Source organism: Nocardia sp. NPDC006630 (genome assembly GCF_040611495.1).
GTDB lineage: Bacteria > Actinomycetota > Actinomycetes > Mycobacteriales > Mycobacteriaceae > Nocardia.
Genome location: NZ_JBEXOK010000006.1, coordinates 383,616 through 397,081, shown reverse-complemented (window position 1 = coordinate 397,081; position 13,466 = coordinate 383,616). Strand labels below are relative to the sequence as shown.

Sequence of the window (13,466 nt, the reverse complement as noted above, 5' to 3'; positions counted from 1 at the left end):
CACTTCGAATGACGCTGGGAATCACCGGGGTGTTCTGGCTGCCCCGCATGGCAGAACTGAACTCCGTCACCTTGAACGCGGGCGCGCACGCCGTTCCGATCGCCGCCGCGGGCACCGCCTGGGGCGGGCTCACCGCCGCCTGGGTCGACGCCACCACCACCGTGGCCCGGGTCATGGCCGAGGTCGGCGTCGGACTGCAGGGCGTGAACGGGCTCAATGTGCTGGCCCGGCTCACCGGCTTCACCCTCTGGTCCGAACAGCAGAGCGTGCAGGCCGCGGTCATGGCCGCCAAGGCCGCCGCCAATGTGACCGCGTACACCGTGGCCTCGATCATCATGCCCAGCCTGCCCGAGATCGCGGCCGTCGAGGCCGCGCGGGTGGCGGCGCATTCCACCGGTGGTGCGCTCAATGGCACCGCCGAGGCGGCCGAGGCCGCCAAACTGGCTCTCGATATTCGGGCGGCGCTGGTAATGGAGACGTACGAGGCTGCCACCACCGCGCTGGTCAGTACGCCCGGTGAGTTCTTCATGCCGCCGCCGATCGCCATGGGGGCCGGATCGGCCAATGGCGCCAATGCTTTCGGGGACGGGTCCGGTGATCCCGTTCAGGCGGCGCTGGCCGCGGCGGCCGGGCTCGCCGATAATCCCGCGGTGCTCAGTGCCATGAGTCAGGCGGCGCAGGTTGCCGGGACCGTGGTCACCACGGGGGCGACCGGTGCGGGCAATGTGGCGAGCAGTGCGATTACCGCGGTGGCCAACGGATTTACGCAGGGGGCGGGCACGCATCTGCCGTCCGTCGCCGAGGCCGGAGTGGCTGCTGCGGGTCTGGGCGGGGCGGGGGTCAGCACCAGTGCGGTGTCGTTCGGGGGTGGTGGCGGTTCCAGTGTGAGCATCGGAAACGGTGGCGGCACACTGAAACTCCCCGAGGGCTGGGGTGCGGGCGCCGGAATCGGTGGTGGGGCAACAAATGTCGCACCGGTGGCCGCGCCGATCGCGGAACCCGTTGCGGTGGCGCCGAATGCGTCGGGCGGTGCGCCCGTGCGGCCCGCCTCGAACCCACTGCTCGGCGCTCGGGGCGGCAGTGATGAGGACGAGACGCACGGCGGCAACGACTACGGGCGCTCGGTGGAGCATTTCGCCGACGGGCGGGCCATCGCACCCGCCGTTATCGGCGGCGATCACCAGGACCATCGGTGACCGTGCTCGGCGCGGGCCGGGGGCCGTCCGTGCTGCGGGCGGTCACGCTGTCTCTGGACGAAATGCAGTATCTCCAGGAGACATTGGCGCTGGACGAGCTGCCGGTGGTGCTCGACGCCATGGGGCGCTACGACAATGCCGCCGACCACGATGCGGCCATGGCGGCGGCCGCGGCGACGCTGGCCGAGCGCGAACTGCTCGACGGTGGGGAGGTGCATCCGGAGCTGGCCGAGCGGCTGCGCGTGCTGTACCGGCCGCACTGGGTGGTGGCGCTGCGCTGGTACGTGGACGGGCAGGTCAACCGGTGCTGCCTGGCCAAGGGCGACGATATCGAAGTGATCGCGCTGCGCGGGCCGCAGTCGTATGTGCTCGACGAGGCGGGGCATGATCTCGCGGGCACGCTCATGGCCGCCCTGGGGCCGGCCGAGCCCCTCGCCCTCGACGGAATGAACGCTCCCACCGCGGAATTGGCGCCGATCTTCGACGAGGCCGGGGACTCCACCGCCACCGCACACCGGCTCGCCCGTGTGGGCAACCCGCCCCGCGACGCGAAAACCCTTGCCGCCGCCCTGGTTCAGGTGCACTCACACGCCGAGATCGCCGGCGTCATCTACGGCGACGGCACCCGCGACACCGCGGACAACCACATCGCCGTCTTCAACACCCGGCACGGCCGCTTCCTCGCCACCGCCAGCCGCGCCGACGACGGCACCCCGTGGACATCCCTGGCGACCGGCACACCGGCCCGCCTGCGCACCGCGCTACAGGACCTCATCGCGGAACTACCCCTGCGACAAGAGTTCCCGACACCCCACCTCGGCTGAGCCGATCCCGCGTCGTCAGCCCATGGGGTCGTCGCCGGTGGGGGCGGCGTCTTCGCCGAAGGGCGGGGTGAAGCTGCCCCAGCGGGTGCATTCCCAGGTGCCGACGGCGGTGGGGACCAGTTCGATGGTTTCGGTGTTGTCGAGGTGGTTGTTGGCGGCGAAACGTCGTGGGACGGAGGCCAGTTCGCGGGAGATCAGGCGCATGGCGGCGCCGTGGCTGACCAGGATGATGTCGGGGGCTTCCGGGTCGGTCAGGTAGTCGTCGCGCAGGCGCTCGAGGATCGGGACGTAGCGGTCGAGCACCTCCATGCCGGATTCACCGCCGGGCACCCGCAGGCTCAGATCGCCGAAATGCCAGGCGTGGTAGACATCCTGGAACTGCTCGTGCGCGGCCTGGGTGTTCTGGCCCTCCAGCTCACCCACCTGCACCTCCTGCAGCCCCTCCAGCACCTCGAGCGGCGTGCCGGTGGCGGCCTCGATATAGCCGCCGGTCTGGCGGGCGCGCAGGGCCTCCGAGCAGAACAGTCGCTGCGGCGGGGTCGTGAGCGTGGCGCCGAAGGTTTTCGCCTGCGCCACACCGCGTTCGGTCAGCGGCAGTCCCGGCAGCTGGGTGTCGAGCAGCTTGGCGACATTGCCTTCGGTCTCCCCGTGCCGCACCAGAATCAATTTGCCGGTCACAGGTCGGCCACCCCTTTCTTCAGATCGGCCAGCCAGGCCGCCGCGGGTTCGTCGGCGGGCGGCGGAGTGCCGATCGCCGATGTCGCCGGCCAGGATCCGAGGAAGCGGATCCGGGCGGCGGTGCGGTGCAACGCTTTCAGCGCCTCGGCCACCGCGGTGTCGTCGATATGGCCGACACAGTCCAGATAGAAACGATAGGTGCCCATACCCGTGCGGGTGGGCCGCGATTCGATCCGCGTGAGATCGATGCCGCGGGTGGCGAATTCGGCGAAGGCCCGCATCAGCGAACCGGGCTCGTTGACCAGCTCCAGCACGAACGACGTCCGATCCGCACCGGTGCGCGGCGGCGCGGGCTGCGGCGGCGCGACCAGGACGAACCTGGTCACCGCCTGATCGTGGTCCGCCACACCGGAAGCCAGCACCGCCAGCCCCATCCGCTCCCCCGCCAGTGCGGTCGAGACGGCGGCATCGGCGTGCCCGGCCGCGACATCCTCCGCCGCGGCGGCATTCGACGCCGAGGTGTACATCTCCACGTCGGGCAGCCGGTGCGCCAACCACATTCGCACCTGGGCGGCCGCGACCGGATAGGCCGCCATGCTGCGCACGTCCGTCAGTTCGATGCCGGGGCGCCCCACAATCGTGAAGGCCACATCCAGTTCGGTCTCGGCGATGATCTGCAACCGCGGCCCGAGCGCCAGCGCGTCCAGCGTCGGCGCGATCGACCCCTCCACCGAACTCTCGATCGGCACCACGGCGCCCTCGGCCTGCCCGGCCCGCACCAGTTCGATGGTCGCGCCCTGACTCGGCGCGGGGACACGCTCGACCGGCCCACGGAAGGCTCCGGTGGACTCGAGTTTTGCGAGGGCCATCTCGGTGAAGGTTCCCGACGGCCCGAAATAGGCGATACGCGGCACGGTTACGACCTTACTTGCGTGCGCCGGGCAACCCCCTACTTTGGCTCACTCCTTACCTGCTCCTCACACGACTCACCACCGGCTGAGCCCGCTGTGGGCCGGAGCGCACTCCGGCTCGTGCAATCCGTCCTGCGGTCCGGGGCGGAAGCCGTGGTCAGCGGGTCAGCGCCGCGAGGGCGCTGCTGACGGCGTCCGGGTCATCGGTCTCGATGGCGAGCAGGACGGTGCGGAGGGCTTCCACCGCGGGTGGTTTCAGGCCGGTCAGGAAGGCGATGTCGGGTTTTGCGAGGGCGGCGCGAATGTCGTCGCCGATGAGGGCGGCGACCGTTGCGGCGATGAGCGCGACGGCGCGGTCGCCGGAATCGGTGCGGGCGATGAAACCCGTGTCACTGTGGGCGATTCGAACGAGAAATTCGGATACGAGCTCGTCGGCGGCGGTGAGATCGAGGACTTCGGCAGTGCCCGGATCAGCGGTGATCGGGCGGACGAGACCGTCGGTAATGCCCTGGACGCCCGGTTTTGCGGGGACGCTCAGTTGCATCAGGACCGGTTCGGAGGCGGGGGCGGAATCGTGCGGCACGGGTCAACGGTAGCGAGTGAACAGCTTGCGCAAGATCACACTCTGACTTAGCTTAGGTTTACCTAATTCATTTGGAGGTTGGCATGCCACATACGGCACCGGTCGTCGCGCCCGAAACCGCCGAACGCGTGCACAGCGCGTGCGCCCACGCCGAGAGCGCCATGCTGGCCCTGCCCGGCCTCGACCCGGTCCCCACCTCGGTGCATCTGCTGCGGCAGTGCGGGGACACCGTGCTCGCGGTGCCGTCGAGCTCGGTCGCCGCCCTCCTGGTCGGCGGCTGCGGCACCACCGGCTCGCCCGCGGTCCTGGAACTCACCGATCACGCCCCGCTACCGCTGCGCGAACCCGTGCGCTCGCTGGTGTGGCTGCGCGGGTGGGTGCACGCCGTACCGGGCAATACCCAGCGCGCGCTCGCCTCCGCCGTGGCCGAGGACCATCCGCACCCCGCCCTGCTCGATATCGGCTACACCTCGACACTGCTGCGCCTGGTCGTGGACTCCGCGGTCGTCGCCGACACCTCCGGCGCGGATTCGGTATCCCGCGAACAACTCCGGCAGGCCCGGCCCGATCCGTTCTGTGCCATGGAAGGCGCCTGGCTGCAGCACCTGCACGCCGATCACGCCGATGTCATCGACCGCCTGGCCCGGCATCTCCCGGCGCACCTGCGGCGCGGGGCGCTCATCCACCCACTCGCCATCGACCGCTACGGCGTCACCCTCCGGGTCGAAGCCGTCGAGGCCGATCACGATATCCGCGTACCCTTCGCCACTCCCGCGCACGATGTCGAATCGCTCAGCCGCGCGGTACAGGCCTTGGCGGGCAACCCGTTTGAACAGGGCATTCACCGCATCTGATCAAAGTGCGGCCGGCGCACATAGATTGGCGTCCATGAATTCGGCTGCCGAGTCTGAACCCCACTGGCCCGCTCCGGTCAATTCCGAACAGGAGCGGCGGGCGATCCGGCTGGAGATCGCGGTGGTGCTGGTCATCACCTTCGGTCTGAGCGGAGCCAGCGCCGCCCTGTCACTGCTGGAGAGTGCGCTCTCACCCGGCGGGGTGGGCGGGCAGACCGTGGCCCTGAATCCGTCGCGGGCAGCGCAGTCGACCATCGACCTGCTCTTCCAATTGCTGAGCGTGGCTCGACTACTCGGGTGGGCGGCGCTGGGGCTATACCTGTTGTGGCGCAGCGGAATCGGACCGAAGCTGATCGGCCTGGCCCGGCTGCACCTGCGACCGGATGTGCTGCCGGGGCTGGTCCTGGCAGCGGTGATCGGAATACCGGGGCTCTGCCTGTATCTGGTGGCGCATGCGCTCGGAATGAGCGTCACCATCGTGCCCGGATCGCTGGATCACTGGTGGCGGCTACCGGTGCTGGTGCTGTCGGCGTGGGCCAATTCGGCCGCCGAGGAAGTACTGGTGGTCGCGTATCTGATCACTCGATTGCGGGCCCTGGGGTGGTCCGAGGACCGGTCACTGCTGGCATCGGCGCTGCTGCGCGGCAGCTATCACCTCTACCAGGGCATCGGCGGCGGGATCGGGAACCTGGTGATGGGACTCATATTCGGGCGCTACTGGCAGCGCACGAATCGGCTCTGGCCACTGCTGCTGGCGCACGCGCTCATCGATACGATCGCCTATCTCGGGTACTCGCTGCTGCGTGGACACGTCTCCTGGCTGCCGTAATGCGATCGAGATGAACCCGGAGACGGGTTGGATCAGTAGTCTTTCGATGATGAACGGCGATGACCCCAAACGCCCCCACCAGGGGCCACCACGGCCCGGTGTGGACCCCACCCGGGTCATTCGGCGCAATGAACCCGGCCCGCCACTGGCATGGTCGGAGGCGCCACCGATCGTGAACAATCCGCGCAACCCGCCGCCCCCGCGCAACCCGGGCGGGCCGCCGCGCAATCAGCCTCCGCCGCAACGGAATCAGCTGCCGCCGACGCGTAATCCGGGCGGGCCGCCGCGCGGTGCGGGAGCACCGCCGCGCAATCCGGTTCCGCCGCAACGCGATCGATACGGCGAGCCCGCGGCCATGTCGCATGCGCCGACCCAGCAGCCGGTGCCCTTCCGCGAGAAGCCGCCGACACCGCCGCCGCCCGCGCTGCCGACCAAACGCGGCGGCAGCGGCGATCGCCCGCCGCGCGGGCCCAAGCCGAAACGCAAGCGGCACTGGTTCCGCTGGATTCTCGCGCTGCTGGTGATTCTGCTGCTGCTGCCGATCGCGGCGGCGGTCTACGTCGAGCAGAATCTGAACCGGACCGACGCGCTGGCCGGCTACTCCGGCCGGATCGGCGACACGCCCGGGACGAATTGGCTTCTGGTCGGTTCCGACAGTCGCACCGGGCTCACACCGGAGCAGGAGCAGGCCTTGGCCACCGGCGGCGATGTCGGGAGCGCACGCACCGACACCATCCTGCTCATGCATATGCCCAAATCCGGGCGTGCGACACTGGTCAGCCTGCCGCGCGACTCCTATGTGAGCATTCCCGGCCACGGGAAGGACAAGCTCAACGCGTCCTTCGCCTTCGGCGGCGCGCAGCTGCTGGTGCAGACCGTGGAGGGCGCGACCGGTGTGCACATCGACCACTACGCCGAGGTCGGCTTCGGCGGATTCGCGAGCATCGTGGACGCCGTCGACGGTATCGATATGTGCCTGGACCAGCCCATGCAGGATCCGCTCGCCGGAGTGGACCTGCCCGCGGGCTGTCAGAAACTCAACGGGAGCCAGGCGCTCGGTTTCGTGCGCAGCCGCGCGACCGCCCTCTCCGATCTCAATCGCATGCTCAACCAGCGGAAATTCCTGAACGCGCTGCTGAAGAAGGCGGCGAGTCCGACCACGCTGATCAACCCGTTCCGGGTGTGGCCGCTGCTGCAGGGCACCACGAAGTCCCTGCAGGTGGACAAGGGCACGCATGTCTGGGATCTGGCACTGCTGGGCAAGGCGCTGGCCGGCGATCCGATAGCAACCACGGTGCCGGTCGGCGGGTTCGAGGATGTGGACGGCAGCGGCAATGTATTGCTGTGGGACAAGACGCGGGCCAGTCAGTTCTTCGAGGCGCTGGCCAGCGACAAACCGATTCCGGCGGACCTGGTGACGACAACCGGCAATTAGTGAAATTAGGCAATACTTGCCTCAATAAGGCTGCACTCAATAAGGTTGCACTTGGATGACAGGTGTTCTGACCAGGGCTAATGTCTTGCCCATGTCCAGCCGAACCCAAACCAAGAGCAGCAAGTTCCACGCCCTGCTGCAGGATCAGATTCGCAACGAATTCAATGCCGAGCACCAGTATGTGGCCATTGCATTGTGGTTCGATCACGCTGATCTGCCGGTCCTGGCCAAGTATTTCTACAAGCAGGCTGTCGAAGAGCGCAATCACGCGCTGATGATCGCGCAGTACCTGCTCGACCAGGACTTCATCGTCGAGGTGGCGAATGTCGATCCCGCCAAATCGCAATTCGAGAATGCCCGTGAGCCCATCGCCCTGGCCCTGACGCAGGAGCAGGCGGTCACCGAGCAGATCGTGGCGCTCGCCAAGACCGCCCGCGAAGAGGGCGACTACCAGGGCGAGCAGTTCATGCAGTGGTTCCTCAAGGAGCAGGTCGAGGAGGTCGCGACCATGAAGACCCTCCTCACCGTCGCCGAGCGGGCCAGCGCCAATATGTTCGATCTGGAGAATTTCGTTTCTCGCGAAATGAGTTCTCCGAAGGATGCTTCGGGCTCGCCGCACACTGCCGGCGGCGCGCTGTAATTCCGGCTTGACGACAAGGCCCGGTCCCGTACGGAGGACCGGGCCTTTTTGCTGGGCTGTCGAAAAGGCTCCGAGCTACCGAAAAGGCTTCGGGCCGTTCGCCGTAGGGGGAACCCTCGGCAAACGGCCCGCTAACCGCACGATCAGCGCAGCGTGACCTGACGCGAACGCAGACCGTCGCGCGAACGCCGCTCCTCCGAGCTCATCGGCTCGTCGTTCTTCAGGGCAGCTGCCAGGCGGGCGCCGAATTCCTTTGCCGCCGGCTCCCATTCGACCGCGTGCCGCTCCGGATCGAGGTCGAAGACCGGGACCAGCAGGCCGTGCGTGCGGAACGAGCCCGCGAAGCGCGAACCCTCACCCAGGTGCAGTTCACCGGCCGCGTGCAGCCGCGCCAGGGCCAGCATGAGCTGGTCCTCGTCCTCCGGGCGGACCCAGCGCAGGTGCGCCTTCTCACCGGCGTCGACCCACCAGGCCGCACCGACGGCATCCGCGCCCAGGTTCAGGCGGGCCGACGGCATGATGGCCAGATTGGCCTGCTCGATGGTGGCGGCCACCTGCCTGTCCGGGGTGACGCCCTCGGGCACCCACCAGTTGAAGTCCTGATGCACGGTCAGATCCAGGGCCGCATTGTCGAGCACGTCCGAAAGGCTCGGCGCGCCTTCGACAGTCGCGCCCGCGAGCGATTCGCCCGGCTCGGCCGACTGCGTCCACAGAATCGCGGTCGCGAGATCGGCGGCCGGATTGCCCGACTGGAACTGCACCTGCGTGCCGACGAAACCGATCGGCTCTTCGCCGGCCCGCACCAGCGCGGCCACCGCACCCGGCAGCACCGTGGCGAGGGTGACCGCACGCTCGGCGGCAATGCTCGGCGACAGCTTCAGCGTGGCGGTCGCCGACGGGACGAACTCCCGTAGCGCGACGAGATCACATTCGGCAGCCAGACCCTCGAACGGCCGCGTAATCGTCTGCGACGCCTGCTCCTGCTCGGCCCGGCGCGCGGCCAGCTTCTCCGCCCGGTTGCTGTCCGGCTTGGGACTGTTGCGCTTGCTCTTACCCATGACTGGCAAAACTACAGGGTCAGCCCGCACGCACTTCGACCACGCAGGGTGTTTGCCGCCGCCCAGGACTATGCCGCCGGGAGGAGACCCTTGGTTCGGCCCGGGTGATTGGTGGCGACCCAGCTGACGCCGAGGTCGGCGCAGAGGCGGACGTCCTCCGGATCGTCGACGGTCCAGACGTAGGTGGCTCGGCCCGCGGCGGCGGCCTTGTCGACCAGGTCGGGGTGTTCGCGCAGGGTGCGGACGGAGGGGCCGATCGCGGTGGCGCCCACGGTGGTTGCCGCGCCGCCGGAGAGGTAGAGGGAGGACTCGCCCAGCAGGACGGTGGGCAGCAGCGGCGCGGCGCGGCGAATGCGCCAGACCGCGGTCGCGGCGAAGGAGATCACCACGGCGCGGGAGTGATCGGCGGAGGCCGGGGCGGCGATGCCGTAGCGCTGAAGTTCGCTCAGGAGGGTGGTTTCCACGAGGGCGCCGAAGCGGACCGGATGCTTGGTCTCGATGAAAAGCTTTGTCGGACGGCTCTTCCAGTCCAGCACCAGTTCGATCAGCTCGGCCAGGGTCAGCACCGCGGCCGGTTCCCCGTCCGCACCGAAATCCAGGGCCTTGAGCTCCTCGAGGGTCATCTCGCTGACCGCGCCGGCACCGTTGGAGGTGCGGTCCACAGTGCGGTCGTGCACGCAGACCAGCTGCCCGTCCTTGGTCAGGCGCACATCGCATTCGACCCCGTCGGCACCCTCCTGCAACGCGAGTTCGTATGCGGCGAGGGTGTGTTCGGGTCGCGCTGCCGACGCCCCCCGATGCGCCACCACGAACGGTGCGCGATTGGCCGGGCTCACTTCGCCAATACCTCCTCGTGCTCGGGTTCCGGCGCCCCGTCGGCGGCCGCTGTCGCGGTCTCCGGATTCTGAACGGTCGCCTCATCATTCCCGACAGCGTCGTCCGGCGCGCGCCGCCCGGCGCCCTCGGCCCCGGCCGGGTGCACCGGTTCGATGACCGAGGTGGCCGGAGTGGTCGCGGGCAGCCAGCGCGTGATCCTCGCGGGACGCCCGCGCAGGTCCACACCGGCGAAGGCGCGCACCAGCCACAGTGTCAGCACCGCGACGCCGGCCGCGGCCAGATCGGCCCAAACGGTGACCATCACGCCGTCGGCACGCGCCTGCAGCGAACTCGTGAACCGGTACAGCGCCGCCGCGGTCACCAGCACGGCATTGAAAACCCAGGCGGCCCACCAGATGCGGACGGCCCGCAGCAGTCGCGGATCGTCGTCGCCCTCGCGCACGGCCTCGGTGAGGAACACGCCAGGCCACACCAGATTCACCACCGGGACCAGGCAGCCCAGGAACAGTTCGAAGCGCGGCCGCGGATCCCGCCGTCCCACACCGGCATACGCGGTGCGGCGGGTCTGTGCCAGCCAGCCGACCAGCGCCACCGCCGTCACCAGCGCCGCCAGCGCGGCCGCGATGGCGGAAACCGTCACCGCCCCATCGGATATCCACAGCAGCGCGGGCTGGATCAGGCGGGTGCGATTGCGCAGCAGAATCCCGTAGCGGCCGAGTTCGGCGAGCGCGGCCACCCCGTAGACGATGGCGGTGGTGATCAGCAGCAGCGGCAATCGGGCGATCAGGGCCTCGAAGCGGGTGCGCGGCGCCACCGATTCCTGCGGCAGCCGATCCTGCAACCCCCAGCGCGGAATCTGCGTGTAGCGCGGCGTCTCCGGTGCGACGGGCCGCCGGGACGGCTGCGGCGGAGCGGATTTGCGGCCCGGCGGGCGCGCCACCCAGCGGTAATTGCGGCGCGCGGGCGGCGCGTCCACCGCCGCGGGTGAGAGCAGTACGCCATGGCAGCGCGGGCACCAGTGCAGCGGTTTACCCTGCACCGCCCAGCGGGCGCCGCAGCGGGCGCACGGCTGTACCACCGCGGATCGCGGATCTGCCACGTGTCCCCCGTTCATTCGCTCCATCATTCTGCGCTGGTCGATCGTCGCTAGTAGATCTTCGCTTCGTCACCGTCGCCGGTGAGCGGCCGTCCGGCAAGCTGCCACGCCACCATGCCACCGGTGACACTGAAAGCGTCGAAACCGACATGCGTCAGGTACTGCACCACCGGGAGCGAACGGCCGCCCTGGCGGCAGACCACGTATATCTCGGCGTCGTAATCCAATTCGTCGATGCGGGCGGGCACATCGACCATGGGGATGTGCAGGGCGCCGGGCGCGTGCCCGAGCGCCCACTCATCGTCCTCGCGGACGTCGAGGAGCAGGGCGGGAGCGGGTGTGCCGGGCGCCCACGACTGCGCAGCATCGAATTCCGCAGGCACGGCGTCGATGGGGACCGAGGGGACATCGGAACTGCTCACGGTTTCGATCCTGCCACGGGCACCGAAGGGCCGTGGAGTTCTGTCCCGGCGAAGCGTCCGGAACTGGCGGTTCGTTCTGCCGGACGGTACCCCGTCACACGCCCCGAAGCAGGGGCGCTACGCGGGCGCTCGATGTAGTTATCCACATAATCCACAACCTGATCCACAGGTTGAGAAGTGACGGAAAGACCCGAAAAGTCCGGTCAACCGATCCGAAAAGTCCCCTCCACCGCTCGGAGCGGTCGACCCGACATCTAGTAGGACGGCCCCGGTCAGCGATCGGTTCCGCGCGCCCCGGAAAAAAACGACATACATACATAAAAACGGAATTCCTGGGCTCAGCCAGGCAAGATCGGTAGCCTGGCGCTATGACTGTGAGCAGGGGGCTACTCGACGGACTGGACATCACCGGACTCAACACCGCACTGTCCGAGGCGACATGCCTCGGAATCGACGTCGACGCGGCGGCCGGAAAGTTTCGGCTGGAACTCGACGTCCTGACACTTCCCGTCGACGGGCCACCGCCGGCAGATTGTGATGTGTACCTGTCCCTCACCGGGATCAGCCGCGTCGCCGCCTCGCTGCGCCGCCAGCGCTGGGACGACCTCGACCCGGTGGTACTGCCGCTCGAACTGGACGGGCTGCACGACGCCGTCAACAGCTTCGGCGGCGGCGGACTGCACGGCTGGGAATTCTTCGACCTCGACGACAACGCCTGGACGCAGTGGCGCAAACTGCTCAGCTTCGACACCGTCCTGAACGATCGGCCCGCGGCACACATGCTCGAAATCTCGCAGGAAGAGGGCGTCGATCCACGCGAACTCGATGTCCGGGTGTGGTTCGAGGGCATCACCGTGCAGGACAAGAAGGGCACGGAGATTCCGCTGTCCGACTTCATCGCGGGTGGTGTGCGCTGGTGGCAGGCACACGACGCCGGCGACCCGCGCACCATGCGACCGAATATCGTGCCGCCACTGTGAATATCGTGCCCGCACTGTGAAATCCGTTGTGAAATAAGCGTGAATTCGTGGGGGCCGCGGCCCCCACGGCCGTCACCCCTCAGTTTCAGCGACGGCCGTCGAGGTATGCCTGTACCGGCCCGGCTCCAGTTGTGATCACCACTGTTCCAATGGTTGGGAAAGTGTCGTGAGCACCGGAATGTAGGGGCACGCAGCCCGGTTGCACGGGAGCGGGTGTACGAATGATGGTTGGGTGCGCCTAGGCAAAGGCCCCGGGCACACAGCCCCGACACACTGAGGAAGGGACATCGTGGCTGAGTACACGCTGCCAGAACTGGATTACGACTACAGCGCCCTGGAGCCCCACATCTCCGGGCAGATCAACGAGATCCACCACTCCAAGCACCACGCCGCCTACGTCGCGGGCGCGAACGCCGCACTGGGCAAGCTGGAAGCCGCCCGTGAGTCGGGCGACCATGCCGCCATCTTCCTGAACGAGAAGAACCTGGCGTTCCACCTGGGTGGCCACGCCAACCACTCCATCTGGTGGAAGAACCTCTCCCCCAACGGTGGCGACAAGCCGGTCGGCGAGCTCGAGGCCGCCATCGACGACCAGTTCGGGTCGTTCGACAAGTTCCGCGCGCAGTTCACCGCTGCCGCCAACGGCCTGCAGGGTTCCGGCTGGGCCGTGCTCGGGTACGACACCCTGGGCCAGAAGCTGCTCACCTTCCAGCTGTACGACCAGCAGGCCAATGTGCCGCTGGGCATCATCCCGCTGCTGCAGGTCGATATGTGGGAGCACGCCTTCTACCTGCAGTACAAGAACGTCAAGGCCGACTACGTGACCGCGTTCTGGAACGTCGTCAACTGGGCCGACGTGCAGGACCGCTTCGCCCGTGCGACCCAGCAGGGCAAGGGTTTGATCTTCGGCTGACAGCCGTAGGACTGACGTGGGGGCTGACGCCCCCACACCCCCCGAAGGGGGAGGAATCGGGGGCCATGCCCCCGAACCCCCCGGAAGGGATGTCGTGGGGCTGTGCCCCACACCCCCTGACCGAGGGGCCGGGGACGCAGCCCCTGGACCCTCGACCGGGATACGGAAGTAACCGCTCCTGACCACGGACGGAGTTTCGGGGACGCAGCC

The 13,466-nt window shown here is 68.4% G+C and carries 15 protein-coding genes; 8 read left to right on the top strand and 7 right to left on the bottom strand.

The window, feature by feature from the left end; genetic code table 11:
• Positions 1-8 precede the first annotated feature (8 nt).
• A complete protein-coding gene (locus ABZX86_RS20060) occupies positions 9-1,196 on the top strand; it encodes a PPE domain-containing protein (protein WP_355125456.1) in 1,188 nt (395 codons plus the stop codon).
• Positions 1,193-2,020, top strand: a complete 828-nt coding sequence (locus ABZX86_RS20055) for an ESX secretion-associated protein EspG (RefSeq protein ID WP_355125454.1) — start codon at positions 1,193-1,195, stop codon at positions 2,018-2,020. Before ABZX86_RS20060 ends, ABZX86_RS20055 begins: the two co-directional genes overlap by 4 nt.
• A gap of 15 nt (positions 2,021-2,035) precedes the next feature.
• Here ABZX86_RS20055 and ABZX86_RS20050 read toward each other — a convergent pair whose 3' ends face one another.
• The 3 genes from ABZX86_RS20050 to ABZX86_RS20040 form a co-directional block, all read right to left on the bottom strand.
• Positions 2,036-2,698 carry a histidine phosphatase family protein gene (locus tag ABZX86_RS20050; RefSeq protein ID WP_355125452.1) on the bottom strand — a complete coding sequence of 221 codons (663 nt, stop codon included), beginning with the start codon at positions 2,696-2,698 and terminating at the stop codon, positions 2,036-2,038.
• Entirely contained in the window at positions 2,695-3,612 is a 918-nt protein-coding gene (pheA, locus tag ABZX86_RS20045) for a prephenate dehydratase (protein ID WP_355125450.1), read from the bottom strand. Before pheA ends, ABZX86_RS20050 begins: the two co-directional genes overlap by 4 nt.
• A gap of 154 nt (positions 3,613-3,766) precedes the next feature.
• Positions 3,767-4,192, bottom strand: coding sequence for a hypothetical protein (locus ABZX86_RS20040; RefSeq protein ID WP_355125448.1), 426 nt, complete (start codon positions 4,190-4,192; stop codon positions 3,767-3,769).
• An 83-nt stretch (positions 4,193-4,275) separates the two neighbouring features.
• Here ABZX86_RS20040 and ABZX86_RS20035 point away from each other — a divergent pair, with 83 nt between their 5' ends.
• From ABZX86_RS20035 to ABZX86_RS20020, 4 genes are all read left to right on the top strand, one after another.
• The gene (locus ABZX86_RS20035; RefSeq protein ID WP_355125447.1) at positions 4,276-5,046 is read left to right on the top strand and encodes a DUF2470 domain-containing protein; all 771 of its coding nucleotides are present in this window, start codon (positions 4,276-4,278) and stop codon (positions 5,044-5,046) included.
• A 34-nt stretch (positions 5,047-5,080) separates the two neighbouring features.
• Positions 5,081-5,875 carry a CPBP family intramembrane glutamic endopeptidase gene (locus tag ABZX86_RS20030; RefSeq protein ID WP_355125445.1) on the top strand — a complete coding sequence of 265 codons (795 nt, stop codon included), beginning with the start codon at positions 5,081-5,083 and terminating at the stop codon, positions 5,873-5,875.
• A gap of 49 nt (positions 5,876-5,924) precedes the next feature.
• Complete coding sequence (locus tag ABZX86_RS20025; protein WP_355125443.1) at positions 5,925-7,310, top strand: LCP family protein; 1,386 nt, start codon at positions 5,925-5,927, stop codon at positions 7,308-7,310.
• A 91-nt stretch (positions 7,311-7,401) separates the two neighbouring features.
• Positions 7,402-7,950 (top strand): ferritin, encoded by a 549-nt coding sequence (locus tag ABZX86_RS20020; RefSeq protein ID WP_327143032.1) that lies wholly within the window; start codon positions 7,402-7,404, stop codon positions 7,948-7,950.
• A gap of 143 nt (positions 7,951-8,093) precedes the next feature.
• On the opposite strand, the gene ABZX86_RS20015 is transcribed toward ABZX86_RS20020, so the two are convergent.
• From ABZX86_RS20015 to ABZX86_RS20000, 4 genes are all read right to left on the bottom strand, one after another.
• On the bottom strand, positions 8,094-9,008 hold the full coding sequence (locus ABZX86_RS20015) for a DUF5926 family protein (RefSeq protein ID WP_355125442.1): 915 nt from the start codon (positions 9,006-9,008) through the stop codon (positions 8,094-8,096).
• Between the two features lie 68 nt (positions 9,009-9,076).
• The gene (locus ABZX86_RS20010; RefSeq protein WP_355125440.1) at positions 9,077-9,844 is read right to left on the bottom strand and encodes a glycerophosphodiester phosphodiesterase; all 768 of its coding nucleotides are present in this window, start codon (positions 9,842-9,844) and stop codon (positions 9,077-9,079) included.
• Positions 9,841-10,944 carry a DUF4328 domain-containing protein gene (locus ABZX86_RS20005; RefSeq protein ID WP_355125438.1) on the bottom strand — a complete coding sequence of 368 codons (1,104 nt, stop codon included), beginning with the start codon at positions 10,942-10,944 and terminating at the stop codon, positions 9,841-9,843. The genes ABZX86_RS20010 and ABZX86_RS20005 overlap by 4 nt, the downstream gene beginning before the upstream one ends.
• 47 nt (positions 10,945-10,991) lie before the next feature.
• Positions 10,992-11,363, bottom strand: coding sequence for a rhodanese-like domain-containing protein (locus ABZX86_RS20000; RefSeq protein ID WP_355125436.1), 372 nt, complete (start codon positions 11,361-11,363; stop codon positions 10,992-10,994).
• 368 nt (positions 11,364-11,731) lie between these two features.
• Between ABZX86_RS20000 and ABZX86_RS19995 the strand changes: the two genes are divergently transcribed.
• Together ABZX86_RS19995 and ABZX86_RS19990 are read left to right on the top strand one after the other, a co-directional pair.
• On the top strand, positions 11,732-12,343 hold the full coding sequence (locus ABZX86_RS19995) for a hypothetical protein (RefSeq protein ID WP_355125434.1): 612 nt from the start codon (positions 11,732-11,734) through the stop codon (positions 12,341-12,343).
• A 289-nt stretch (positions 12,344-12,632) separates the two neighbouring features.
• Entirely contained in the window at positions 12,633-13,256 is a 624-nt protein-coding gene (locus ABZX86_RS19990) for a superoxide dismutase (protein WP_297611090.1), read from the top strand.
• Positions 13,257-13,466: the final 210 nt, after the last annotated feature.

Bases quoted from the DNA above. Each gene is read 5' to 3' on its own strand.
- ABZX86_RS20060 (WP_355125456.1), top strand. From the start codon at position 9: ATGACGCTGGGAATCACCGGGGTGTTCTGGCTGCCCCGCATGGCAGAA.
- ABZX86_RS20035 (WP_355125447.1), top strand. From the start codon at position 4,276: ATGCCACATACGGCACCGGTCGTCGCGCCCGAAACCGCCGAACGCGTG.
- ABZX86_RS20030 (WP_355125445.1), top strand. From the start codon at position 5,081: ATGAATTCGGCTGCCGAGTCTGAACCCCACTGGCCCGCTCCGGTCAAT.
- ABZX86_RS20025 (WP_355125443.1), top strand. From the start codon at position 5,925: ATGAACGGCGATGACCCCAAACGCCCCCACCAGGGGCCACCACGGCCC.
- ABZX86_RS20020 (WP_327143032.1), top strand. From the start codon at position 7,402: ATGTCCAGCCGAACCCAAACCAAGAGCAGCAAGTTCCACGCCCTGCTG.
- ABZX86_RS20015 (WP_355125442.1), bottom strand. From the start codon at position 9,008: ATGGGTAAGAGCAAGCGCAACAGTCCCAAGCCGGACAGCAACCGGGCG.
- ABZX86_RS19995 (WP_355125434.1), top strand. From the start codon at position 11,732: ATGACTGTGAGCAGGGGGCTACTCGACGGACTGGACATCACCGGACTC.